This is a genomic window from Vibrio sp. CK2-1 (assembly GCF_021726515.1).
In the GTDB taxonomy this organism is placed as follows: domain Bacteria; phylum Pseudomonadota; class Gammaproteobacteria; order Enterobacterales; family Vibrionaceae; genus Vibrio.
The window spans coordinates 554,261-578,654 of the sequence record NZ_JAKKCJ010000002.1 but is presented as its reverse complement, the minus strand read 5'-3'; the positions used below and the strand labels follow the sequence as shown (position 1 = coordinate 578,654).

23 protein-coding genes are annotated in these 24,394 nt (G+C 43.1%); 5 read left to right on the top strand and 18 right to left on the bottom strand.

The annotated features are described in order from the left end of the window. Window positions 1–2 precede the first annotated feature (2 nt). The 10 genes from L3V25_RS07570 to L3V25_RS07525 all read right to left on the bottom strand — a co-directional run bounded on the left by L3V25_RS07570 (window position 3) and on the right by L3V25_RS07525 (window position 8,114). Complete coding sequence (locus L3V25_RS07570; protein WP_237294790.1) at window positions 3–1,214, bottom strand: AAA family ATPase; 1,212 nt, start codon at window positions 1,212–1,214, stop codon at window positions 3–5. Continuing rightward, window positions 1,207–1,734, bottom strand: coding sequence for a TadE/TadG family type IV pilus assembly protein (locus tag L3V25_RS07565; RefSeq protein WP_237294789.1), 528 nt, complete (start codon window positions 1,732–1,734; stop codon window positions 1,207–1,209). The genes L3V25_RS07570 and L3V25_RS07565 overlap by 8 nt, the downstream gene beginning before the upstream one ends. A gap of 10 nt (window positions 1,735–1,744) precedes the next feature. Next, a complete protein-coding gene (locus L3V25_RS07560) occupies window positions 1,745–2,191 on the bottom strand; it encodes a TadE/TadG family type IV pilus assembly protein (RefSeq protein ID WP_237294788.1) in 447 nt (148 codons plus the stop codon). After that, a complete protein-coding gene (locus tag L3V25_RS07555; protein ID WP_237294787.1) occupies window positions 2,191–3,387 on the bottom strand; it encodes a pilus assembly protein TadG-related protein in 1,197 nt (398 codons plus the stop codon). Before L3V25_RS07555 ends, L3V25_RS07560 begins: the two co-directional genes overlap by 1 nt. A gap of 74 nt (window positions 3,388–3,461) precedes the next feature. Next, complete coding sequence (locus L3V25_RS07550; protein WP_237294786.1) at window positions 3,462–3,749, bottom strand: hypothetical protein; 288 nt, start codon at window positions 3,747–3,749, stop codon at window positions 3,462–3,464. Next, complete coding sequence (locus tag L3V25_RS07545; RefSeq protein ID WP_237294785.1) at window positions 3,739–5,190, bottom strand: type II and III secretion system protein family protein; 1,452 nt, start codon at window positions 5,188–5,190, stop codon at window positions 3,739–3,741. Before L3V25_RS07545 ends, L3V25_RS07550 begins: the two co-directional genes overlap by 11 nt. Before the next feature lie 9 nt (window positions 5,191–5,199). Then, a complete protein-coding gene (gene cpaB, locus L3V25_RS07540) occupies window positions 5,200–5,952 on the bottom strand; it encodes a Flp pilus assembly protein CpaB (RefSeq protein WP_237294784.1) in 753 nt (250 codons plus the stop codon). After that, complete coding sequence (locus tag L3V25_RS07535) at window positions 5,949–7,304, bottom strand: AAA family ATPase (protein ID WP_237294783.1); 1,356 nt, start codon at window positions 7,302–7,304, stop codon at window positions 5,949–5,951. Before L3V25_RS07535 ends, cpaB begins: the two co-directional genes overlap by 4 nt. A gap of 129 nt (window positions 7,305–7,433) precedes the next feature. Then, complete coding sequence (locus L3V25_RS07530) at window positions 7,434–7,940, bottom strand: prepilin peptidase (protein ID WP_237294782.1); 507 nt, start codon at window positions 7,938–7,940, stop codon at window positions 7,434–7,436. Window positions 7,941–7,943: 3 nt separating this feature from the next. Further along, window positions 7,944–8,114 (bottom strand): Flp family type IVb pilin, encoded by a 171-nt coding sequence (locus L3V25_RS07525; protein WP_237294781.1) that lies wholly within the window; start codon window positions 8,112–8,114, stop codon window positions 7,944–7,946. 246 nt (window positions 8,115–8,360) lie between these two features. Between L3V25_RS07525 and L3V25_RS07520 the strand changes: the two genes are divergently transcribed. The 3 genes from L3V25_RS07520 (at window position 8,361) to L3V25_RS07510 (ending at window position 11,403) form a co-directional block, all read left to right on the top strand. After that, on the top strand, window positions 8,361–9,155 hold the full coding sequence (locus L3V25_RS07520) for an AraC family transcriptional regulator (protein ID WP_237294780.1): 795 nt from the start codon (window positions 8,361–8,363) through the stop codon (window positions 9,153–9,155). Window positions 9,156–9,257: 102 nt separating this feature from the next. After that, window positions 9,258–10,937, top strand: a complete 1,680-nt coding sequence (locus L3V25_RS07515) for an AMP-binding protein (RefSeq protein WP_237294989.1) — start codon at window positions 9,258–9,260, stop codon at window positions 10,935–10,937. Window positions 10,938–11,190: 253 nt separating this feature from the next. Further along, window positions 11,191–11,403: a VF530 family protein gene (locus L3V25_RS07510; RefSeq protein WP_027697575.1), complete on the top strand. Its 213-nt coding sequence runs from the start codon at window positions 11,191–11,193 to the stop codon at window positions 11,401–11,403. Between the two features lie 157 nt (window positions 11,404–11,560). Here L3V25_RS07510 and fusA read toward each other — a convergent pair whose 3' ends face one another. Then, window positions 11,561–13,651: an elongation factor G gene (gene fusA, locus L3V25_RS07505; RefSeq protein WP_237294779.1), complete on the bottom strand. Its 2,091-nt coding sequence runs from the start codon at window positions 13,649–13,651 to the stop codon at window positions 11,561–11,563. Window positions 13,652–13,865: 214 nt separating this feature from the next. Here fusA and mtgA point away from each other — a divergent pair, with 214 nt between their 5' ends. Beyond that, entirely contained in the window at window positions 13,866–14,555 is a 690-nt protein-coding gene (gene mtgA, locus L3V25_RS07500; RefSeq protein ID WP_237294778.1) for a monofunctional biosynthetic peptidoglycan transglycosylase, read from the top strand. A 92-nt stretch (window positions 14,556–14,647) separates the two neighbouring features. Here the strand turns inward: mtgA and radA are convergent, their stop codons facing one another. Both radA and serB read right to left on the bottom strand, forming a co-directional pair. Beyond that, complete coding sequence (gene radA / locus L3V25_RS07495) at window positions 14,648–16,030, bottom strand: DNA repair protein RadA (RefSeq protein ID WP_237294777.1); 1,383 nt, start codon at window positions 16,028–16,030, stop codon at window positions 14,648–14,650. Between the two features lie 190 nt (window positions 16,031–16,220). Beyond that, window positions 16,221–17,222, bottom strand: coding sequence for a phosphoserine phosphatase (gene serB / locus L3V25_RS07490; protein ID WP_237294776.1), 1,002 nt, complete (start codon window positions 17,220–17,222; stop codon window positions 16,221–16,223). Between the two features lie 216 nt (window positions 17,223–17,438). On the opposite strand from serB, the gene L3V25_RS07485 reads away from it, so the two are divergent. After that, entirely contained in the window at window positions 17,439–18,041 is a 603-nt protein-coding gene (locus L3V25_RS07485; RefSeq protein WP_237294775.1) for an AhpA/YtjB family protein, read from the top strand. 83 nt (window positions 18,042–18,124) lie between these two features. Here L3V25_RS07485 and deoD read toward each other — a convergent pair whose 3' ends face one another. The 5 genes from deoD to L3V25_RS07460 form a co-directional block, all read right to left on the bottom strand. Continuing rightward, the gene (deoD, locus tag L3V25_RS07480; RefSeq protein ID WP_027697581.1) at window positions 18,125–18,841 is read right to left on the bottom strand and encodes a purine-nucleoside phosphorylase; all 717 of its coding nucleotides are present in this window, start codon (window positions 18,839–18,841) and stop codon (window positions 18,125–18,127) included. A 185-nt stretch (window positions 18,842–19,026) separates the two neighbouring features. After that, window positions 19,027–20,247, bottom strand: coding sequence for a phosphopentomutase (deoB, locus tag L3V25_RS07475; RefSeq protein ID WP_237294774.1), 1,221 nt, complete (start codon window positions 20,245–20,247; stop codon window positions 19,027–19,029). 28 nt (window positions 20,248–20,275) lie between these two features. Then, window positions 20,276–21,625 (bottom strand): thymidine phosphorylase, encoded by a 1,350-nt coding sequence (gene deoA / locus L3V25_RS07470; RefSeq protein WP_237294773.1) that lies wholly within the window; start codon window positions 21,623–21,625, stop codon window positions 20,276–20,278. An 84-nt stretch (window positions 21,626–21,709) separates the two neighbouring features. Next, window positions 21,710–22,483, bottom strand: a complete 774-nt coding sequence (deoC, locus tag L3V25_RS07465) for a deoxyribose-phosphate aldolase (protein WP_237294772.1) — start codon at window positions 22,481–22,483, stop codon at window positions 21,710–21,712. 569 nt (window positions 22,484–23,052) lie between these two features. Then, window positions 23,053–24,306 (bottom strand): NupC/NupG family nucleoside CNT transporter, encoded by a 1,254-nt coding sequence (locus tag L3V25_RS07460; RefSeq protein WP_237294771.1) that lies wholly within the window; start codon window positions 24,304–24,306, stop codon window positions 23,053–23,055. Between the last annotated feature and the right edge of the window lie 88 nt (window positions 24,307–24,394).

Here is a 24,394-nt window from a genome sequence, read left to right as displayed (position 1 = left end):
TCCTAAGACAATAGTTTCTCAAACCAACTTTGCGATTTATGTTCAATCGGCACTAAGCTGGCTGAGAATTCATGAAATGCTTTAGACAATGCGCTAGAGGGCTTACTCAGCACTAAAGGACTACCTAGATTGTTGCTTTCCGTTATATTTTTAAAATCATTAGGAATACAAAAACACGCCACATTGGGCAGGGTATTCTGAATATCTTTAAGCGCAATTTGATGGCGTTTTTCATAGCGGTTAATCAGCAAGACTTGTTGCTCGCTCGATACCCCATAGTCAAAGGTCAAGGTTTTGGCCATTAAACTGGCGTTACGAATAGAAGTAATATTTTGCTGAACCACTAAAACCACTTTGGTGAAGTGAGAGACCGCCTCAGACATAAAAGGCTCTACCCCACGAGAAAAATCCACCACGATATAATCGTAATAACGACGTAGTACCGAGAAGAACTGATCCACATTCATGTCTCTATCAATATCATTAAATACACTGTTTTGGCATAAGCTAAGAAAGTGCAGCCCTGACTCTAGTTGCGTCACTAACGCACTCAGAGAGGATTCATCTAAGCCATCTAGTTCATCGTAAACATCTTGAATATTGTATTTGGGGTAGACATCCATATAAGAAGCCGCCACGCCAAACTGATTATCCATATCAAGAAACAGTACTTTTCCGGGATGATACTCAGCTAAAACCAGAGCGGTATTCATTGAGACAGTCGTGGTTCCGGTGCCGCCTTTGGTATTAATAAAAGCAAAGCTTTCACCTTGAGCCGCATTGGTCAGTTTTTCTTGCGCCGTGTGTACTAATAGTTCAGATAGTTGCTCAATGCTGCTGTTATGAGATAAGAAATCAGACGCACCAAGTTTGAGTGCTGACTTTAACGCCATAGGATCATGCTCATCCCCAAACACAATTAATGCTGCTGCAATTTCTTTGAATGGATACGATAAAGACTGCAATTCATTAATGGTTTGCATCCAGTTGTCTTGTGCTTCAACAAAAATAAGATCCGGCGCGATTGAATCTTTTTTGGTTAGTGGCGTTAAATCGACAGCATTCACAAACACACCTTTCAGCTTACTGTGTGTCTCTAGTTGGTTCTGAATATGAGTCTTAAAACCTTCACTTTGGTAAATTACCCAAATGATTAAGGTTGTCTTAATTGAAAGCTCGCCCACTTCTTGTAAGTGTTTTTTAACTTCATGCATTGGTACACCCCTCACCATTGTCACTGACCTCTTCCGTTGGCAAACCACTAAATTCATCAATTGTTATTTTTTTACTGATCCCTAAACTCTCGCGCGGTAACACGGTTTCAAAACTTGGCATAGTCAGCGCGCCGCTATTGCCAATAAAATTTAACAGTGGAATAAATTGGTATTGATAATTGTCGACCCTTGCGCGCACAAAATAGATGCTGCCCTGATTATTGGTCGGATCTACCACCACTTGCCCGTTATCGCGTAGGTAATCGATCACCAGTTTTTCCGGCTGAAAGTTCGGTGGGTAGTTTTGTTGTACTCTGGGTAGATTGGGAATATTGCTATCGACAGCACACACACTCGCCAATCGCGCCGCTTTGCGGGTCATTTCATTCATCATTTGATAAGTAAAAACATAACGCCCCACTTCAAAGGCACCGAATAAGGTCAACATTAAAGCGGAAGCAATTAGGGTAAATTCCACAATAGTGAGGCCAAGTTGGCGTTTGATTGTTGTTGTTTTCATCTTCGCCTCCTTAGTTGCGGTACAGTACATCAGCCGATGCGGTTAAATTTTTTCCTACCTCAATATCGGTAAAGGGTAGAGGTGAAAAAAATGCGTTGTACTGATAGCTAGCGCTAACCGATATGGTTTTGGCTGCATCATCAATAGCCACATTGACATCATCCGTCCCCATCCCTGTCATAACGGTGGGTTGACTCGTATCTGGACTGCCATAAACCACGACTGTTTTAGTATCATTAGAGACACTATCAATATTCGGTGTAGGCTCTAACAAGGTTGCCTCCTGCATACGAATCGCTGCGTAATTTGCGCCATTTTGTACTGTTTTGTTTAGTACATTGTATTGAATAAATAAGTGCCCAATATCGGCCATTGCCGCCATCAGTAACAACAACACAGGCAGAGCAATAATAAACTCGATAGCGGCCAAGCCTTGTTGTTGCGCTCTGATCTTCATTAGGATTCTCCACTCAGTGGATCTTTATAAAGTTGGACTTTGTCTTCGGTCACAATAGTCGTTTCACCGCCGAGCTCGCCGTAGTCACCTAGTCCAGCGGTGCAATCATCGATGTACTCCATTGTGATAATCGCATCGGTACCATTCCCTTGAATCTTTTCTGTTAAAAAGAAGCAACCTAGGCCGACCACATCCACCGATTTACGCCCACTGACTTGACAGTCGAGTACCGGTAAAGCCGCAATACGCTGTTTGTACTCTGCAACTAAGCTAGCTTTACAAGCATCGGTATCGCAGTTGTTTAATGCCGCAAGGTAGTCTTCATAAGAATTAATCGTCGAATCGTCACCAAATCGGCTATTGTAGTCATCATTCACTGAGTTTTTATTGCCCGGCTCTGTCGTTACGGTACAACCGACTTCTTCTCCCTCAGTATTAACATCACACACAGTGACATCTTCAGGCTGTCCAATAGTTAAGCAGCCTTCATAATCATCCCTTAAGTTATCTCCCAAATTACTCGCCCCTCGGCCATCAAACGCCAAAAAGCCAAAGTTACCTGGGCCTATTGCATCATCGTTACCTGAGAATTTTTTGGACTTCACTTCATAATTACTGCCGCCGGTATAGCCAAAATCACTGCTGGTATCACCTGCCGATCGCAAATCACATACCCCAATTGGCATAATGTCATTACATACTTGATTAACTACCTTCACCGCCGGCCCTGCCAATGCGGAAGCCGAGACTTGCTTACCAACACCAAAAATTTGTGTGAAATAGCTTTCTAAATTCACATCCGATACGGCAACTCGGACATAGGTTTGAGTTATAGAAGGAGAAGAAGATCTACCTACTTCTTCGGTTGGTGAAGTCAGGTATTCAATTAGCACCGTGCTATTATCCGGTTCTACCATCTTGCTCAATCTAGTATTAATTGCTTGTTCGACTTCATTTTGATCAATCGAGGCTTCTTCATTAATTAATGCTTGATTGATTTCCGATGCGCCAGCAAGTGCGGCTGCATCCACTACATTTTGCAGTTGGGTTTTATTGGAAATAGCATGGTTGTAATCAATCGCTAAGGCAGAAAAAAACAGCATCACAATCATCATGAAAGTCACTAAAATCAGCGTTAAGCCTTGTTGCTTATTCCTGAGTTTTAAATTATTGCGATTCGTATAATGATGGTTCATCCTGACCTCCTACCCTGCTATACCTAGTCAATAAGTAATTACTACACTTCTAGAATTGGTATAACAGACAATCGCTATTCATCTGTTGTAAGTGACTCAAGTAATGTGCCACTTATTCCTTGTTCGGTTTGCCCGCTGTACACATCGTATGCCACTTGTGAACGAGCTCCTGTTCCCGTTGGGATCACATCTTTGTTTTCCTCGCTAGCATTCGGGTTATACACTTGCTGTTGCTGTACTTGCGCAACTGACACCCCAAGTGGCTTATCATTGGCGCAGCCCACCAGCATCAAACACGATGCCGCCCACAGGCTCATAAAAACTGATTGCGTCGTTTTCATCGTGCTCTCCTTATAAATCATGTCCGAACTCACCTTCACTACCCCCAAGGGCGGCAACTTCAGTGTTATCAGCATTGTTCGTATTTGAATCTTCTAACTCGCGATCTTGAATTCTGGCTCCCATACCTAGGATGTAGAACTCCAAGTCATTGGGCTCAATAAAGGCATCAGTGGGTAAGGTAACTTTACTGCGGTCAATCGGCTTAGCTAAACGCGGGGTCACCAAAATAACCAACTCTGTTTCACCTTTGATAAATTCTTCACTATTAAACAATTGGCCTAACACTGGAATATCACCAAAACCGGGCATTTTGCTGGCGTTATCTCTTACGTTTTCACTAAGTAACCCAGCGATACCAATAGTCTGACCATCTGCAAGTTCAAGGGTAGAAGCGGCACTACGACGAGTGATCGGCGGAATAATGTAAGTTCCGTTGGTGCCAGATGGGTTGAGTACCAGTGAGCTTGAATTGGCTATTTCACTCACATCGACCACTAGCTCTAGATTGATTTTTTGATCGCTTAAAATGGTTGGAATGAATTTAAGCCCAACCCCGTATTCTTTATATTCAATCGTCACGCCATCATCGCCATCGGGCACTGGAATTGGGAATTCACCACCCGCTAGGAACTCAGCCTTTGAGCCACTTAATGCGGTTAAGTTAGGTTCGGCTAATACTTTGGCCATGCCGTTTTGTTTAGCGATATCTAAAGCCACTTCAAAAATAGTATTGCTATCGGCAAACGCGCCTAGTAGCCCATAGTCATTAGTACTTGGTGCCGGTAATACCCCACCGACATTAGGAATAGAGGTCGCGCCCCAACTGATTTTCGAACCACTCAGTTGTAGAAAGTTAAAGTTGGCATCAAATTTACGCACGAGATTGCGCTGCACTTCCGCGACTGATACTTCAAGAGTCACTTGCTGCGCCCCACCAATCGACATTAGGTTCACTACCCCAGTGTTGGCAATTTGCTCATCGGAAGATCCTTTGCTTTGATCTGCCGCTTGGCCTGCGGTGTAAGTCTCGGCAATTTTCAGAACCTTGTTCATTTGCTCCTGACTACTCACTTGCCCACTCAGTACCAGACGGTCTTGCGCGCTATGGACTTCAATTTTTTCATTAGGCATAAACTCATAGATTTTTTGCTTTAATGAGTTCAAGTCATGTGTCACTTCAACATTTATTGACTCCATCAGTTGGCCGCTTCTGTCCCATACCATTAAGTTGGTTGAGCCGAGTTTCTTACCAATCAGAAACAACTCATTGGAGTTAAGCATCACAATATCCAGCACATCCGGGTCCCCTAAGGACACCCGCTGAGCATTGCCCGATAACAGCACATGCTCCGATTTATGATGAGGCACCGTCAGTGTCTTACCCGTTTGAGTCAGTGCCGCAACATTCCAGCTCGATAACAGCAGAACAAGAAAGCTTATTTTTAGTATTAATCCCTTCATACTTGCCCCCTAATTTCGAACTTTAATGCTCGATGATTCAGTACCTTTAATAATCGTCACTCGCGGTTGTGACACGGTGCGACGAACCACTTCAGGCTTATCTTCTTGGTGTGGATTACGCAGTGCCAGCTGAATGTCACCTTTACTTTTCGCGGTGAGTAATTTTTCTGCGTCTTTCGGACTCACTTCCAACGTGACGGCGCGAACAATGATCGGTTTGTTATCACTAGTCTTAGCCGTTTGATCCACCGCGAGAACTTTAATATCTCTTAAAATGGTGTCGGTATTGGCACTATTGCGTCCGTAAGACACTGTGTTCATTACGTCCACTTTATTACCCGGAAGTAGAAAGCCACCCACCCCGATCACATCATTCACTCGAATAGTGACGGCGCGTTTATCTTCCGAAATTAACGCCGCCAAGGTAGACCCTTCGCCCGGTAGTGAAACACGCTGTTGGGTAATCGGTTCATCTTGATAGATCATTGAGGTCGTCACTTTCCCGATCACTAATTCCGGCTTATCAAATTGAAATTCGTTACGCCATGAATCTTCAATCAACTTCAGTTTTAGATCGGTGTCTTTAATGATTCTTCCCGGCTCAAGCTCTAATGCCGCGACCACAATCGGTTGACGATCCACTTGTTCAACTTTCACTTCTGGCTGAACTTGTTCGCTCATCCATTGTTGGGCGAAATAGACTGCGCCAAGCCCAAGTAAAATGGAGAGTATAAATAGCAACACCACTTGTATCCGACTCATAGCGCTATCCTCTTAAGTTGTTCATCACTAAAGTAAATTTGCCACGCTGACTCAACTAACACTGGGGTTAAGCGTGTCTCTAGTTTTTTATACACCATCAAATCGTGGCAAATTCTCGTGATGTCTTTCGGTATGCAGGGGTAATACGCCACCTGATCTCGCTTGTGCAATAGCAATAAATGCTGCAGCGGCGCTTCATCAAAAAGGAAGTTTTGTAAATCACACTGTGCTTGCCACAAGGCTTGGTAGTCGTGAGCCTCTAAAGGTGGAAAATGCACTTTGTAGCCTAAGCGACGTAAAAAAGCAGGGTCGCCTATTTCTCTAGGGGTTAAATTGGTTGAGAAAATAAGTGTGGTCACAAATGGAATAGTGGCTTGTTGTCCATTCGGCAGCGATAAGTAGTCTATTTGATATTCCATTGGCACAATCCAACGATTGAGTAGGCGGTCGGTCGGCATGGCTTGGCGACCAAAATCATCGATAATAAAAATGCCGTTATTGGCCATCATTTGTAACGGTGCCAGCCATGCATCAGTCGCTTCACACTTTGACACTTCCAACATATTCATGGTGAGTTCGCCGCCAACTTGCACTAAAGGACGAGAACAAAGTACCCAGCGTCGGTCATGGTGTTGATTAAAAAAGATTTCGGCTTGTTCTGATGAAGGAGCTAATTCATGGTGATGTTGCGGAGTAAATAAACGCACGATATTGCCAGAAATAAACACCGCATACGGAATATAAATAGGAGTATTCAAAGAACGAATAATCCGATTGGCGATATAACTTTTTCCAGTGCCTGGGTCGCCATAAAATAAAATCGCACGGCCAGAATTAATCGCAGGACCAATTAAATCAACATATTGGTTCGCGCCATAGACATCTTTAAGCGCTTCACGTAGTAAATCTTGGGTGATCGGCGAATGACGCAAACTTTGTTGCTTCGCCATATATTGATAATCACGTAATGGCACAGGAACCGGCCCAACATACCCATCTTTTTTTAAGGCCGCTTTGGCTTGCTCTTCACCGGATGAGGTTAATTGATAGCGTAAAATAGAACTGTTGAGCCCTTGCGCGCCATTGACGGGTGTTTTTAAACTATCCGGTTGGAGAACTTCAATATAACCATGCTCTCTCATTTGATTAATTAACAATTGAATCAAGTTGCTGCTAATTGCCAGTTTTTGAGTTAGCTGTAATAAATTAATCTTAGGCTCAACGTTTAATAATTTGAGAAGTAGCGCTTCGGCAACATAAGTTGGCACGCCGAGTCCGTCTAGTGAAGTCGCCATTTGCGGAGGATTAACAGGGGCATGGCCATGTGTTTCAGGCGTCTTTGAGAGCTGCATAACTTCCCCTTATCTTTGTTATCAATCCATGATTCTTGGCTGTGATATATCACTCACAACACATTTCGTTATTTTTTATAAACTCAGTGGTTACTACTTTTACATTCCCCAATCTCTAATAACTAAGCACTAAATATTGTAGTGATACCAAGCCAGCGCACAGACTATTGCAGGGGCAAACGGAACATAGGTTTTGGTAATGACCCCGGCTTGCATTTTTTGTCCATAGGTTATTCGCATATAAGCTTGTTGAGTCAGCAGTTTTAGCGAGCGATTAGACTGTGTTTTACTGGCAAAACCGCTTAGCCAGTAAAACACGCTAAACACCGCACCAAACATTAATAACGCTTGGGTAAAAGGCCACAAACCATTCCAGCCTATGAGCAATCCCACTACCCCTAATAACTTGACATCCCCCGCAGCCATAGCGCCGCAAAAATATAACCCTAAACACACAACAAACATGATTAAACCGGCTTGGGTGTGCTCCAACCATTGATCGATAGTGAAATGTTGCACGCTGCCTTCAAGTAAAAAGGCCAACAACAAATAACCGACCCAACGGTTGGGGATTTTATTTTCACGAGCATCCGATATGGCAATGACTAGCAAGATGCTCCAAGTTAAAATGGTCATATATTAAGCACTTGTAATTATTCCATTTAATTTGGTTTGCAGAGTTGAGCCCCAATTAGTGAATATAACCGTAATTGCAGCGGCCAATGCAGCAGCACCTAACACATACTCCACAATGGTTAGCCCTTCTTCATCATCAATAAAATCTTTGGTTAATTGCATAAATTTGTTCATATTGAACTCCTTATCTATATGTTTTTTATAACGCAACTTTTATCTACAACGTCATTTATGCGCATCAAACAAACTATATTTGACACAACTTTAGATTAGGATTTGTTTTTTTAATGTGATAGGACTTTATTGCCAGGCTATTGCACTTTGTTGTCAATTGATAAAAATATCTTTCCAACACTTCTTATTTTTCACACTATACTGACATTAATATTGATTAGAAAATGGACTTTCTATAGGTAAATTATGTTTGGCGATTGTGAATCACTCCCACCCAAAAAGCTTGATATCCCGTGGTTAGGTGGAGACTTCTCTGAGCTTCCACAAAGCATTCAGCGAGGGTTCCAAAATCACTTTGATTTGTTAGACATTCCAAACAACGTATCTATGTTAACGGAAGGTCAAATACAAACCGCTATTTATTATTTAAACTCAAATAAACACCTACAAATTGAGTGCGCATTAATTATTTGCAAAAACTTAAATAAAAAATTAATCGTTATTCATCACCATCAAGTTATGGACTATATCGCTAATTCACCCTGTGTTTTATTTTGCCTTGATATCGAATCTAAACCGGTCAATATTTTAGTTGAGCAGCTACAAACCCATTTTTATCATGAATATAGTAATCAAGTAGATAGCCAAGACACTTCCGACGCCCCTAGTAGTCAGCAACCATTCGAACAAGCCCCATTAAACAATGACTTTACACGCAAGTTAATGGTTTGCTTGGATCATATTCAGATCAACCTGCATGAACCGATAAAGATCGAGACTCTTGCTGCAATGTGCCACTGCTCGACTTATTACTTTTCACGCCAGTTTCACAGTGTGGTAGGCATGTCATTTCGTAACTATGTGTCTTTAAAACGCACCGAAATGGCCAAACATATGTTGCTCACTCAACCTAGCGAAAAAATTTCTAGCATCGCTTTTCAATGTGGATTTCGTGATGAAGCTTACTTTACTCGTCACTTCAAAAAGAAAGTTGGTATAACCCCATCGAGTTACCGACAAAAATATTTACAATCAAATTGATGCTTCAGTTCACAACATTTTACTGGTTGGACCTTTGTCTTATTGTGGTTTGATCGTTAATAGCCTAAAAGTGTTAATAACTTGTTATATAAGGCGGAAATGATGACTGAACTCAACCAACAACCAACATCAACCACGCAATTTCCCCATGAGATGATTTTAAAATGGGCAGAAGAGCGACCTAATGATGTTTATCTCACTCAGCCGATTAACCGTGAAATTAAAGAATTCACTTTCTTTGAAGTGGCCGATCAAGCATTAAGCCTAGTGTCGGCTTTAAGAGGTTTAGGTCTAGAGCCTAAAGATAAAGTTGCCTTGCTTTCGAAAAACTGTGCGGAGTGGTTTATTTGTGATTTAGCCTTAATGCTAGGTGACTACGTAAGCGTACCGATTTTCCCAACGGCAGGCAGTGACACTATCGAACATTGCCTAACCCACAGTGAAGCCAAAGCGATTATTGTCGGTAAACTCGATGATGATGTAGCCACGCTAGAAGTATTAGGCAAACACCAACAACTCATCTCTATTTCTTTACCCTACGACAGTGCACCAAGCTGCCAATATGAGTTCAATACTTTAATCGACAGCCATGAACCTAGTACAGAACGCCCTCAGCACAACGATGATACGCTGATGTCTTTGGTCTACACCTCGGGCACCTCTGGCCTACCTAAAGGTGCAATGCTGACTTATGGCGGCTTTGCGTGGTGTGCATCAAAAATTGTTGAGCATATTGGTTTACAAGAAAATGACCGATTATTCTCTTATTTGCCACTCGCCCATATTACCGAACGCGTCTATGTTTTCGGCTCCTCTGTATTAGGTGGCGTGCCAACCAGTTTTGCCGAAAGTCTTGATACCTTTATTGATGATGTGAAAGCTCACAAGCCTACCTTATTTATCTCTGTGCCTCGTTTATGGACGGTTTTCCAACAACGTATTTTGGATAAAATGCCGCAGAAGAAACTCAACATTCTACTTGCGATCCCTTTCTTAAATAGCATTGTGAAGAAAAAGATCATCGCAGGCTTAGGGCTAGAAAATGCTCGCGTATTAGGTTGTGGCTCTGCACCGATTTCGCCATCATTATTGCAGTGGTATCGCAGTGTTGGGATGAATATTACTGAAGCATGGGGCATGACAGAAACCTTCGCTTATAGCACCATCAACTACCCATACCGCGCCGATAAAATTGGAACCGTTGGCGCAGTAGGCCCAGGAGTTGATGTTCGCATTGCCGAGGATCAGGAAATCATGGTGCGCGGTAAAGGTTTATTCGCTGGCTATTATAAAAATGATGAAGCGACAAAGGAGTCATTTGATGATGAAGGCTGGCTGCATACTGGTGATATCGGTAGCCTAGATGATGAAGGTTATTTATCGATTGAAGGGCGTAAAAAAGACACCTTCAAAACCGCCAAAGGCAAGTTCGTCTCACCCGTGCCAATTGAGAAAAAAATCTTTGAGCACTCTCGAGTCGAAATGATGTGCTTAATTGGCTTGGGCTTACCGGCACCTATTTTGCTGGTTATTCCGCATTCATTTAAGAATTTCGATCGTGAGCGCTATGAGCGTAAAACAGTTAAGATCATCAATCAGATCAACGATGGTTTAGAGTCTCACGCCAAGATCAAAGGGGTTCTGATGATTAAAGAGCCGTGGAGTATCGAGAATGGAATTCTAACGCCTACCCTAAAAATCAAGCGTCATATACTAGAGAAAAAATATCACGACGTTGGAGCCAATTGGCCAAGTGATAAGTTTATTGTTTGGGAAGAGTAAGTTTCGGGGTCTCGGGTCTCGGGTCTCGGGTCTCGGGTCTCGGGTCTCGGGTCTCGGGTCTCGGGTCTCGGGTCTCGGGTCTCGGGTCTCGGGTCTCGGGTCTCGGGTCTCGGGTCTCGGGTCTCGGGTCTCGGGTCAAGTTTTTCCAACATGCCACTTACTGTCAATATCTTATTGTTCAATAATATACTTATATTCGCTCCCCTACTTGCTATACTCGGCGCATCTTATTTTATAGCAGGTTCCCCCTAACATGACTCAAAACAACGATCCTCTACATGGAATCACACTTCAAAAATTACTCACCGATCTAGTTGAGCATTACGGCTGGGAACAACTCAGTCAAATGGTAAACATTAACTGCTTCAAAAAAGATCCAAGCATTAAATCAAGCTTAAAGTTTTTACGCCGCACACCTTGGGCAAGAGAAAAAGTTGAACAGATCTATATTGATTTGAAAGGATAGTTGCGAACATCTTGCTTTTCGGCTCTCGAACAAAGCGTCCTCGCACCCCGAACCCGCTTTTCCTAGGAACTAGAAACTAGCTACCTTCATTATTCCGACATAAAAAAACCCGCTATCAATAGCGGGTTTTTATTAAGCTTTAATCAGCGAAAAAGAATTACTTCTTCTCAGCTTCTTTACGTGCTTTAACGTCAGCAATTACTTGCTCTGCTACGTTTGCAGGACATGGTGCGTAGTGTGCGAACTCCATAGAGAACTGACCACGACCAGAAGTCATTGTACGTAGAGAACCGATGTAACCGAACATTTCTGAAAGCGGTACGTCAGCCTTGATGCGAACGCCTGTAACGCCTGCTTCTTGGTCTTTGATCATACCACGACGACGGTTAAGGTCACCGATTACATCACCAACGTGATCTTCTGGAGTGAACACGTCTACAGCCATGATAGGCTCAAGAAGTTGAGCGCCAGCTTTAGGCATAGATTGACGGAATGCACCTTTCGCTGCGATTTCAAATGCTACTGCAGATGAATCGACTGCGTGGAAACCACCGTCAAATAGTTCAACTTCAACGTCTAACGTAGGGAAGCCAGCTAGAACACCGTGATCCATCATGCCAGCGAAGCCTTTTTCAATTGCAGGCCAGAACTCTTTAGGTACGTTACCACCAACAACTGTTGATTTGAACGTAAAGCCAGAATTTTGTTCGCCAGGCTTGATACGGTAGTCGATCTTACCGAATTGACCAGAACCACCAGACTGTTTCTTATGTGTGTAGCTATCTTCAATTTCTTTAGTGATAGTTTCACGGTAAGCAACCTGAGGTTGACCAACGATTAGGTCTACGCCGTATGTACGCTTCAAGATGTCTACTTTGATGTCTAAGTGAAGCTCACCCATACCTTTAAGGATGGTTTCGCCTGAATCTTCATCAGTTTCAACTTGGAAAGATGGATCTTCTGCAACCATTTTACCGATAGCAATACCCATTTTCTCAGAACCGCCTTTATCTTTAGGCTGTACAGCAATCGAGATTACTGGAGTTGGGAATACCATTGGCTCTAGAGTAACTTGATGTTTAGGATCACATAGCGTGTGACCAGTTTGAACATTCTTCATACCAACGATAGCGATGATGTCGCCCGCTTGTGCGAAAGAAAGTTCTTTACGCTCATCGGCTTGCATCTCAACCATACGACCAACACGCTCAGTTTTACCTGTGAACGAGTTCAAGATGGTGTCACCTTTGTTCAATTTACCAGAGTAAATACGAACGAAAGTTAGAGCGCCAAAACGGTCATCCATTATTTTGAATGCTAGTGCTTTGAAAGTCTCATCAGCAGAAACGATAGCGTGTTCGCCAGTTTCGTTGCCTTCTTCATCCATAAGAGGTTGAGGATCAACTTCAGTTGGAGATGGTAGGTAATCAACAACAGCATCAAGTACTAGTTGCATACCTTTGTTTTTAAACGCTGAACCACAGTATGTTGGGAAGAACGCTAGGTCACGAGTACCTTTACGGATACAACGTTTGATTTCTTCAACAGAAGGCTCTTCACCTTCCATGTAAGCCATCATTAGTTCGTCGTCTTGCTCAACAGCCGTTTCGATCATTTCTTCACGGTATTGCTCAACATCGTCAACCATGTCCGCAGGAACATCTTCAACAGTGTAGTTTTCTGGAAGACCAGTTTCGTCCCAGATGTACGCTTTACGAGAAAGAACGTCTACAACACCTTTGAAATCATCTTCGATACCGATTGGTAGAGTCATGATTAATGGAGTTGCGCCAAGTACTTTACGTACTTGCTCAGTTACACGGTAGAAATCTGCACCCATACGGTCCAGTTTGTTTACGAAAATGATACGTGCTACTTCAGATTCGTTCGCGTAACGCCAGTTAGTTTCTGATTGTGGTTCAACACCACCAGAACCACAGAATACACCGATACCGCCGTCAAGAACTTTAAGAGAACGATATACTTCTACTGTAAAGTCAACGTGTCCCGGGGTGTCGATAACGTTGAAACGGTGGTCTTTCCAGAAACAACTTACCGCTGCTGATTGGATTGTAATACCGCGCTCAGCTTCCTGCTCCATGAAGTCAGTAGTTGATTCGCCATCATGTACTTCACCAGTTTTATGGATAGTACCAGTCAGCTTAAGGATACGCTCAGTCGTGGTAGTTTTACCCGCATCAACGTGCGCAAAAATACCAATGTTTCTGTATTTTGATAAGTCAGTCATTGTCTTACTCTATTAATAGGATATAAAGTTCGCGCAGAGTATAACACAATCTGTCAAGACTGATATCCCCTGCGTGCATTTGGATAAAAAATCTTTTTTCATGCGATTAATTAGTGATTATTTCGTCATTAATCGGTTAGCTTTTTCTCAAACTCTCGCTATTCTAATTGCTTCACATTATTCTACTTTAAACATATTCAAGCAAAGGAAGCGCATGAGTCAGTGGTTTAAAAAATGGTTAATACGGATATTAATCTCTTTCTTCGTTGTTACCATCGTCATCACTTTGCCACTTAAATTCATCAACCCATTCGTATGGAGTTGGAAAGTGCAACGCGCTTGGTTTCCACCAGAGCAATACCGTCATTACTCCCCCACTGACTGGGTAAATTTAGACAATATTTCCCCATATATGCAACTAGCAGTGATCGCTTCAGAAGATCAACGCTTTCCAAAACACTACGGCATTGATTTTGTTTCCACTCAAAAAGCCATTGCAGATATGATTTCTGGCGAACGCTTTCGTGGTGCCAGTACCTTAACTCAACAAACCGTCAAAAACTTATATCTCTGGCCCGGTAAAGATATCTTCCGCAAAGCACTGGAAGCCTACCTCAGTTTATTGATTGAGTTGGAATGGGGTAAATCTAGAGTTCTAGAGATTTATCTCAATATAGTCGAATTTGGTCCGGGCATTTTTGGCGTACAAGCTGCCAGCCTACATTATTATGGCATCCCAGCCAGCCAACTATCTATGTCACAAGCCGCTCGATTAGCCGCCGTGCTTCCCAATCCCTATAAGTTTCACGTCCAAAGCCCAACGCCTTATGTCTGGCAGCGGATTGATTGGATTGAAACTCAGATGAATCAATTAGGATTAGGGTATTTGAGGGGGATGGATTAACGAAGCTCGTGTCTCGGACGCTACGCTGCTCGTTTATCGAAAGAACACATCGAGTACCGAGCAACGATAAGCGCAGCGTCCGAGCTTCGCTTTTACAACTCATCAAACGCATCTATCGCTTCCGATAACTTCTTCACTCCGTGGATCTGCATGCCTGCGATTCCACCTTTCGGCATATTGGCGGCTGGTACGATCGCTTTTTTAAAGCCGTGTTTATACGCTTCCATTAAACGCTCTTGGCCACTTGGCACTGGGCGAATTTCACCGGCTAGACCGACTTCGCCAAACACCACGACATCTTTTGGTAGTGGGCGATCTTTAAAGCTAGAGAGTAGCGCCATTAACAATGCTAAATCGGCACTGGTTTCTGCGACCTTGACCCCGCCGACGACGTTAACAAATACATCTTGATCCGCCATTTGCAAACCGCCGTGTTTATGCAGCACCGCAAGTAGCATAGATAAACGGTTTTGGTCGAGACCGACAGCCACGCGCCGTGGATTAGATAGCTGAGAATAATCCACCAGCGCTTGGATCTCGACCAACAAAGGTCTGGTACCTTCCCATACCACCATCACCGAACTGCCAGAAGTTTCTTCATCACCACGCGATAAGAAGATCGCCGAAGGATTACTGACTTCTTTTAATCCTTGGCCGGTCATGGCAAATACGCCTAATTCATTGACTGCGCCAAAACGGTTTTTATGACTACGTAGCGTTCTAAAGCGACTATCCGCACTACCATCCAGTAATACAGAACAGTCAATAATATGCTCTAGTACTTTCGGACCTGCTAGGGTGCCATCTTTAGTTACGTGGCCAACTAAAAATACTGCGACATTATTTTGCTTGGCATAACGAGTTAAGGTGGTTGCCGATTCACGAACTTGAGAAACACTTCCCGGTGATGATTGAACATCGGCAACATGCATTACCTGTATGGAATCGATCACCATGATTTTCGGTTGTTCTTTTTCCGCTATCTGGCAAATCTTATCGACATTGGTTTCCGACAGCATTTTTAAGTGCTCTTTTGGCAAACCAAGACGAGAGGCACGCATCGCCACTTGTTGTAGAGATTCTTCACCGGTGACATATAAGGTTGGCATTTGCGCGGCTAAACGACACACGGTTTGCAGCAATAGCGTACTTTTACCTGCGCCGGGGTTACCACCAATTAACACCGCGGCACCGGGAACTATCCCGCCACCTAGTACACGATCAAACTCTTTAAAGCCTGTCGAAAAACGCGGTACTTCTTGCAAATCAATTTCGGATAAGTTCTGAACTTGTGCATCCGACTGCGAACCGGCATAACCAGATAAACGTTCATTACGTGCCACTTGAGGCGAAGCCGCTAATCGAACTTCTGTAATAGTGTTCCATGCACCACAGGCATTACATTGCCCCTGCCAACGTGGAAAATCCGCACCACAGTCATTACAGACATACGCTCGTTTTGCTTTACTCGCCATGAAGAAAAGTACCTTAATTGAGTGAATATAAATGGTTAAACGTGTCTCGTGTCTCGAAAAAGATTAAAGAATTTATTTCGAGTAATGGAAACTCTCTTTTCCGAGCGACGAGCAGTGAAACGCCCGAAATTCGAATAACGAACCCGCTTTTCGGATCTCGAGCGAAGCGTCCTCGCAACTCGACACGCTGTTATGGAATCGCTTTCCAACTCACACGTTTTTGCTGTACTAATGCTGCAGACAAGATACACAGCACTCCGCCAAGGCCAGCGTAACGGATCGCGGTTTTAGCTTGTTGTTCAACTTTAGGTTTCGCATGATAAGCCACCCCTAAACCGGCAGTTGCCATCATGACCAGATCATTCGCTCCATCACCTACTGCAATTGTATTGTGTTGTTCGACGTCATATTCATCGGCAAGGGTTACTAAAATATCGGCTTTGGTTTCTGCTGAAACAATATCGCCAAGAACTTTGCCGGTTAATTTACCATCAACAATTTCTAAGGTATTTGATTGGGCGTAGTCTAACCCTAGTGTTTCTTTTAAGTAGTCTGAGAAATAGGTGAAACCGCCTGAAGCAATCGCGGTTTTCCAGCCTAGCTGTTTTAGGGTCGTCACGAGTTCCGCTAAATCTGGCATTAAAGGCAAATTCTCACGCACCTGAGCTAGAATCGATTCATCTGCGCCTTTTAATGCACCAACGCGTTCTCTTAAACTTTCTTCAAAATCTAACTCACCTTGCATTGCTCGCTCAGTGACTTCGGATACTTGTTCACCAACACCTGCTAGCTTGGCAATTTCGTCAATACATTCGATTTGAATTGCCGTGGAGTCCATATCCATCACAATTAAGCCCGGCTTGGTTAATTCAGGTAGTACGCTGATAGACGCACAATCCAAACCAAGCCCATGAATAAATTCAATCATTTCAGGAATAAGCTCACCGCCCATTAAAGCGACTTCATAATGCCCGACTTTCCATGAATCAAGCACAGGGTTGAAGCGTCCCGTAAACACGTCAATTCGATCAAAATGACCAATCGCTAAATGCTCACCAAAAATGATCCACTGAGCTTTTTGTTTATCTAAACTCGAATACAAACGAGATTCCGGCAAACGCTTCACCAACGACATACTTCGTTGAATTTTTAAACTACGTTGCGAAATGCTGAAAGATGCTGACACGTCCATGTTTTTGCCTTTTTTATCCAAATAATTAGAATTTATGTCATTGCGGTATTAATATTACCCAAACAGCAATGGTCAGGTTTACCCTCAAGTAACTGGGTTTATGCGTTATCTCACAATAATGCATAGCAACTTACCCTATTGCAATTTATTAACGCAAGTCCCAAACTAACAATTCACTTCTTTTCGTTAATTATTACGATATAAAGGAAACTCTTGATGCAAACTTCGCTGTTTTCTTGGCGTGTTTTTTTACGCTTTGTCGCGATCATCCTGCTAGGCGGAATGTTTGCTTATACCATCATCAATAGCTTTGTGATAAGCCGTGATAACGAACATATCCAAAGTCAGCAGCTTGAAACTCTAACCAACATTTTAATATCACAAGCCGCATTAACCGCAACTGATTTAATTGCCAATGATGACCAAGACAACTTGCTCAAACTGGCCAACCAAATAGCCTCAGACGAATTAGTGTTTGATGCCACGATTTACAATACAGAAGGGATCAAACTGGTTGCCAGCGATGATGCCAAAGATGTTCGAGAGATTCTTGGTTTAGATACACCACTAAAAACTGCTTCTATCGGTCGAGAGCAATTAGTTAAACCAATTTTTCATGAAGAGACGATCGTCGGCTTTATGCGTATCACCTTTGAAAAAGGCAAGGTTACAGCGATATCCGATCACCGCTACCGTAATAGTGATCACTTGATGTATATGATGCTGATATTAAGCTTTATTGGTGGCGTGCTATTGTGCTTACTACTGCTTTATAAGCCCAAAGATCAAGTAGAGAATATTTTACTTAAAGATTTATAGACGGGTTTCGAGTTTAAAAAATAAAACCTCTTGATGGTCGATCATCAAGAGGTTTTTTTATTACTAAGATTTAACTTCGTTGCTTACTTGTCGCCAAGTAGTACAGAATCTAGAGCAATGTGAATCATATCGTTGAAGGTAGTTGCACGCTCATCAGAGGTAGTTTGCTCACCGTGTTTAATATGATCAGATACCGTACAAATCGCTACTGATTTCGCGCCGTACTCTGCTGCAACACCGTAGATACCAGCAGCTTCCATTTCAACACCTAGAATGCCGTACTTATCCATTACTTTGAACATGTCTGGATCTGGCGTGTAGAATAAATCTGCAGAGAATAAGTTACCTACTTTCACATCAATACCGCGAGCTTTCGCTGCTTCTTCTGCATTTTTTACCATTTGGTAGTCAGCAATCGCTGCAAAGTCGTGATCTTTAAAACGTAGACGGTTTACTTTTGAATCAGTACATGCGCCCATACCAATCACAACATCACGTAATTTAATGCCGTCACTTACCGCACCACAGCTACCAACACGGATGATTTTCTTCACGCCGAAATCTTTGATTAGCTCAGTTACGTAGATAGAACAAGACGCAATACCCATACCGTGGCCCATTACAGACACTTTACGGCCTTGGTAAGTCCCTGTGTAACCAAACATATTACGTACATTACACACTTGAACTGCGTTATCTAAAAAGTTTTCTGCAATGTACTGCGCGCGAAGTGGGTCACCCGGCATAAGTACTACGTCTGCAAAATCACCCATTTCAGCATTAATATGTGGAGTTGCCATGTTTGTATATCCTTTATATGTATTTTTGTTTAATCGTTAATGAGGTACGTAGCTCGTGCGCTACGCTTCTCGTAACTAGAGCGCTTTGCTTCTCGAACAAAGCACTCGGACAATTAATTTTTAGAAGTTTGTTTAATCGAATGCCGTCGCTATCGAGTTACGAGCATTCGAGCAACGAGATTCGTCTATAAAAACGACTTACCGTATTCCATATCAGACGTACCGAAGTATTCTGCTAGGCTTTGGCCAATATCGGCAAAAGTATCACGGCGACCTAATGATCCGGCTGGGATTTTAGGGCCTGAAACCAATACTGGGATATGTTCGCGAGTATGGTCGCTTCCCGGCCACGTTGGATCGCAACCATGGTCAGCGGTCAGAATCAAAACGTCATCTTCTTGCAGCATCGCTTGGATTTCAGGTAAGCGCTTGTCGAAGTACTCTAGTGCCGCCGCATAGCCTGCTACATCACGACGGTGGCCGTAAGATGAGTCGAAATCCACAAAGTTAGTAAACACGATAGTGTTATCACCCGCGGTTTTCACTTGCTCTAGCGTTGCATCAAACAATGCTTCTAAGCCTGTTGCTTTTACTTTTTGGGTAATACCGCAACCGGCGTAGATATCTGAAATTTTACCAATTGAGATCACTTCGCCATTTTTCTCATCAACCAGTTTTTGCAGCACGGTTGCTGATGGCGGCTCAACGGATAAATCACGACGATTACCAGTACGAGCAAATTCGCCTGGCTTATTGCCAATAAATGGGCGCGCAATAACACGGCCAATATTATAAGGCTCAAGTTCTTCACGTACGATTTGGCATAGTTCTAGTAGGTTATCTAGGCCGTAGGTTTCTTCATGACAAGCAATTTGGAATACTGAGTCAGCAGAAGTGTAGAAGATAGGTTTTCCGCTCTTCATGTGCTCTTCGCCAAGCTCATCTAAAATCACCGTACCAGATGAATGACAGTTACCTAGGTAGCCTTTCAAGTTAGCGCGCTCAACAATCTTATCGAGTAGTTCTTGAGGGAAGCTGTTTTTCTCATCGGTAAAGTAGCCCCAATCAAACAGCACTGGCACACCAGCAATTTCCCAGTGACCCGACGGAGTATCTTTACCTGAAGATAGTTCCGCAGCGTGAGCATAAGCGCCAGTGATTTCGGCATTTTCATCAAGCCCAACTGGGAAAGTCCCTGTTGATTCTTGAGCGGTTTTACCTAGACCTAGTTTCGATAAGTTAGGTAGACGCAAAGGACCACTGCGGTTTTCATTATCCGCTAAACCTTTATTACATTGCTCGGCAATATGACCTAAGGTATCGGCACCTACATCACCAAATTTATCAGCATCTTGCGTTGCGCCAACACCGAAAGAATCCAATACTAAAATAATCGCACGTTTCATGGTTGATACTCCTGCCAAACAGTGATCGTTACAGATCTTCTGCTCGGATTTGACGATAAATCTCTGGTGTCGGTTGATAAGTTTCATCAGACACCGTGATCGCTTGTTGTAATTCGTTAGCCGCTTGCTGCCATTGCGCTTCACTTCTTGCGTGAATCATCGCTAATGGAGTATTGCTATCGGCTTGTTCACCTAGGCGAATAAATTGGTCAAAGCCAACCGCGTAATCAATGCTATCCGATGCCACTTTACGGCCACCGCCCATTGATACTACCGCCATACCTATCGCACGCGTATCCATAGCGGTTACTGTGCCCGCTTGCTCGGCGTAGACTGGCTTAACGATTTCAGCTTTAGGTAAGTAAGCATCGTAGTTTTGTACAAAATCTTTCGGACCACCAAGACTGGCTACCATTTTGCCAAAACATTCCGCTGCACGACCGTTATCTAAAACCGCCTGTAATTTAATTCGAGCATCTTCAGTACTATCAGCTAAATGGCCAAGCACCAACATTTCAGCGCATAGCGTCATGGTCACTTCAAGTAAGCGAGGGTTACGCACTTCACCGCGAGAGTTCTTTTCTCCCGTTAAAAACTGCACCGCTTCTTTCACTTCTAAAGCGTTACCTGCTGATGAAGCCAATACTTGATTCATATCAGTAAGAATAGCAGTGGTCTTAGTGCCTGCGCCATTTGCCACCGCAACAATAGACTGAGCGAGCTCTTCTGACGCTTCATAAGTTGGCATAAATGCGCCAGAACCTACTTTAACGTCCATAACCAGTGAATCTAAACCGGCTGCCAACTTCTTAGATAAGATAGAAGCAGTAATCAGAGAAATATTATCGACCGTTGCCGTGATATCTCGCGTGGCATAAACACGTTTGTCAGCCGGTGCTAAATCGCCTGTTTGGCCAATAATCGCCACACCCGCCTCTTTGGTTACATCACCGAAAACCTCATTAGAAGGCATGATGTTATAACCTGGGATTGATTCTAATTTATCCAGTGTACCGCCAGTATGCCCTAGGCCACGGCCTGAGATCATAGGAACAAAGCCACCACAAGCGGCGATCATCGCACCTAACATTAATGAGGTCACATCCCCAACACCGCCAGTTGAATGCTTATCGACGATTGGGCCTGGGAAGTTCATGTGTGACCAATCGATCACCATGCCGGAATCTCGCATCGCACACGTTAATGCAATACGCTCATCCATATTCATTTCATTGAAGAAAATGGTCATTGCGAATGCAGCAATTTGACCTTCAGAAATCGTGTCCTTGGCGACGCCTTGGATAAAGAAGTTAATTTCTTCAGCCGTCAGTACTTCACCATCACGTTTTTTTCGAATAATTTCTTGAGGAAGATACATAGCTATCACCCATTCAGATACGAGAGGAAAAGGTAATACTTTGGCTATTCTGGTAACCAAAGCATTACTATCAATTAGGTAGGATTAGTAGCCGCCTTCCGCCGCTTTTTCACCTTTGCCTAACGTATTTAAAAGGTTTGCTAGTAGGCTAGATGCACCAAAACGGTAGTGCATGTTGTCTGCCCAATCAGCGCCAAGAATCTCATCTGCCATTGCAAGATAAGCTTGAGCATCTTCAGCGGTACGTACGCCACCAGCAGGCTTAAAGCCAACGGTTTTAGCTACGCCCATATCGCGAATCACTTTCAGCATAATTTCAGCTGACTCTGGCGTTGCGTTAACTGGCACTTTACCGGTTGAGGTTTTGATGAAGTTTGCGCCTGCTTCGATTGAAATTTCTGAAGCACGTTTGATCAAGGCTTCTTCTTTAAGCTCGCCAGTTTCGATGATCACTTTCAGTAGTACATCGCCACACGCTGCTTTACATTGCTTAACCAGCTCAAAACCTGTTTTTTCGTCACCAGCAATTAATGTGCGGTATGGGAAAACCACATCCACTTCATCAGCACCGTAAGCAATAGCCGCTTTAGTTTCAGCAACTGCAACCTCAATGTCATCGTTACCGTGTGGGAAGTTAGTCACGGTTGCAATACGGATCTCAGGAGTACCTTGTTCACGCAGCGTTTTCTTCGCAATTGGAATAAAACGTGGGTAAATACAGATGGCAGCAGTATTGCCAACCGGTGATTTTGCATCCTTACAAAGGGCAATCACTTTCTCATCGGTATCGTCATCATTTAATGTGGTGAGATCCATTAATTTTAGTGCACGTAAAGCTGCTGCTTGTAAATCGCTCATTTCTATCTCCGATATCAAAAAATTATTATGACAACTGTTGTTTTCACACTACTTCAAATACAAATAACACGTTTAAAGTGTAGTGCGATTCTCTGTACTCTCCTCAAAAACAATCTGTTTTAGAAAGCAGCCAGAGCCAAGTTGTCAGAAATGAACGGACTTGGTTCCTTGAAGACTTAGCTCGTTAACTAATTCATTTGATTAGTGTAGCGCGCTAATTGCAATCCCTGTCACCGCACAACCAATTCACCAGTAAAGCCGGAGTTTGGCTGCAAACACATCATGTGTTGTGAACATATCTCACTAACAAACTTATTGAATCCTTAATAAGCTCGATGAACAAATTAAATGAACATACATTGCTAGTGTGAATTTACTGATGATTATACTGATTTATTCCGTGAGGTCAGTCACTATCCTGAACGCAAACGGTTTGTATCTCAAAAAGCCTTAATACCCATATAAAGACTATGACTTTAATCTGTAATACTAAGACGCAAAAAGCCGTAGCAAGTTCATGCTACGGCTTTGATTTACGTATAACGGCGTCTATATATAGTAACTCTTACTTATAGTGCTTGTAGAGTGATGAAGAAGCCTGCAATGGTTGCTGCCATTAAGTTAGATAATGTACCAGCAAGGATTGCTTTCATACCCATTTGCGCAATATCTGAACGGCGAGCTGGAGCAAGGCTACCAAGACCACCAAGTAGAATCGCAATCGATGATAGGTTCGCGAAACCACATAGAGCAAAAGAAATGATTGCTTTAGTTTTCTCAGAAAGAACCATAGTCGCGCCATCTGCTAGGTATGGTGCAAAGTTAGAGTAAGCAACAAACTCATTCAGGATAGTTTTCTGACCGATGAATGAACCCGCTAGAATTGCTTCGTTCCAAGGAACACCAATCAACCAAGCTACAGGTGCAAAAACATAACCTAGGATAAGTTCTAGTGTTAGATCCGGCATACCGAACCAACCACCAACGCCACCTAAGATGCCGTTAAGTAAAGCGATTAAGCCGATGAAAGCAAGTAGCATCGCACCAATGTTTAGTGCAAGTTGCAAACCAGATGATGCACCAACAGCGGCAGCGTCAATCACGTTTACAGGCTTGTCATCTTCATCAGATTGAGCGTCAGCAAGTTGCTCGATTGGCTCATCGGTTTCAGGCTTGATGATTTTTGCAAATAGTAGACCACCAGGTGCCGCCATGAAAGATGCTGCGATTAGGTAAGAAAGTGGTACACCCATAGCTGCGTAACCCGCCATTACACCACCAGCAACTGAAGCCAAACCACCACACATTACTGCGAAAAGTTCAGATTGAGTCATCTTAGGAACAAATGGACGAACTACTAATGGTGCTTCTGTTTGACCAACGAAGATGTTAGCCGTTGCAGACATTGATTCCGCACGAGAAGTACCTAGTGCTTTCTGCAAACCACCACCTAACAGTTTAATAACGATCTGCATTACGCCGATGTTGTATAAAACAGAGATAAGTGCAGAGAAGAAGATAACGGTCGGTAAAACTTTGAATGCAAAAATGAAGCCGATACCGTCAACAGAGAAGTTCACTAAGTTACCAAAAAGGAACCCAATACCTTCATTTCCGAAATCGTAAACGTGTTGAACACCGTTTGTCATTGACGCAAGTAGATCTTTACCCCAAGGGACGTAAAGAACGAATGCACCTAAACAGAATTGAATGGCAAATGCGCCACCTACAGTTCGTAAATTAATTGCTTTGCGGTTGTCAGAGAATAGTACTGCTACAGCAAGCAGAAAAATCATACCGACAATGCTCATAACCAGGCTCATGGTATATGGCTTCCTTATTTGTAGTGAATTGATTAAAAGTGTTTCAGGGCTCGAAAGCGGGGGCGATTATACTCTGACAATAGGTAAC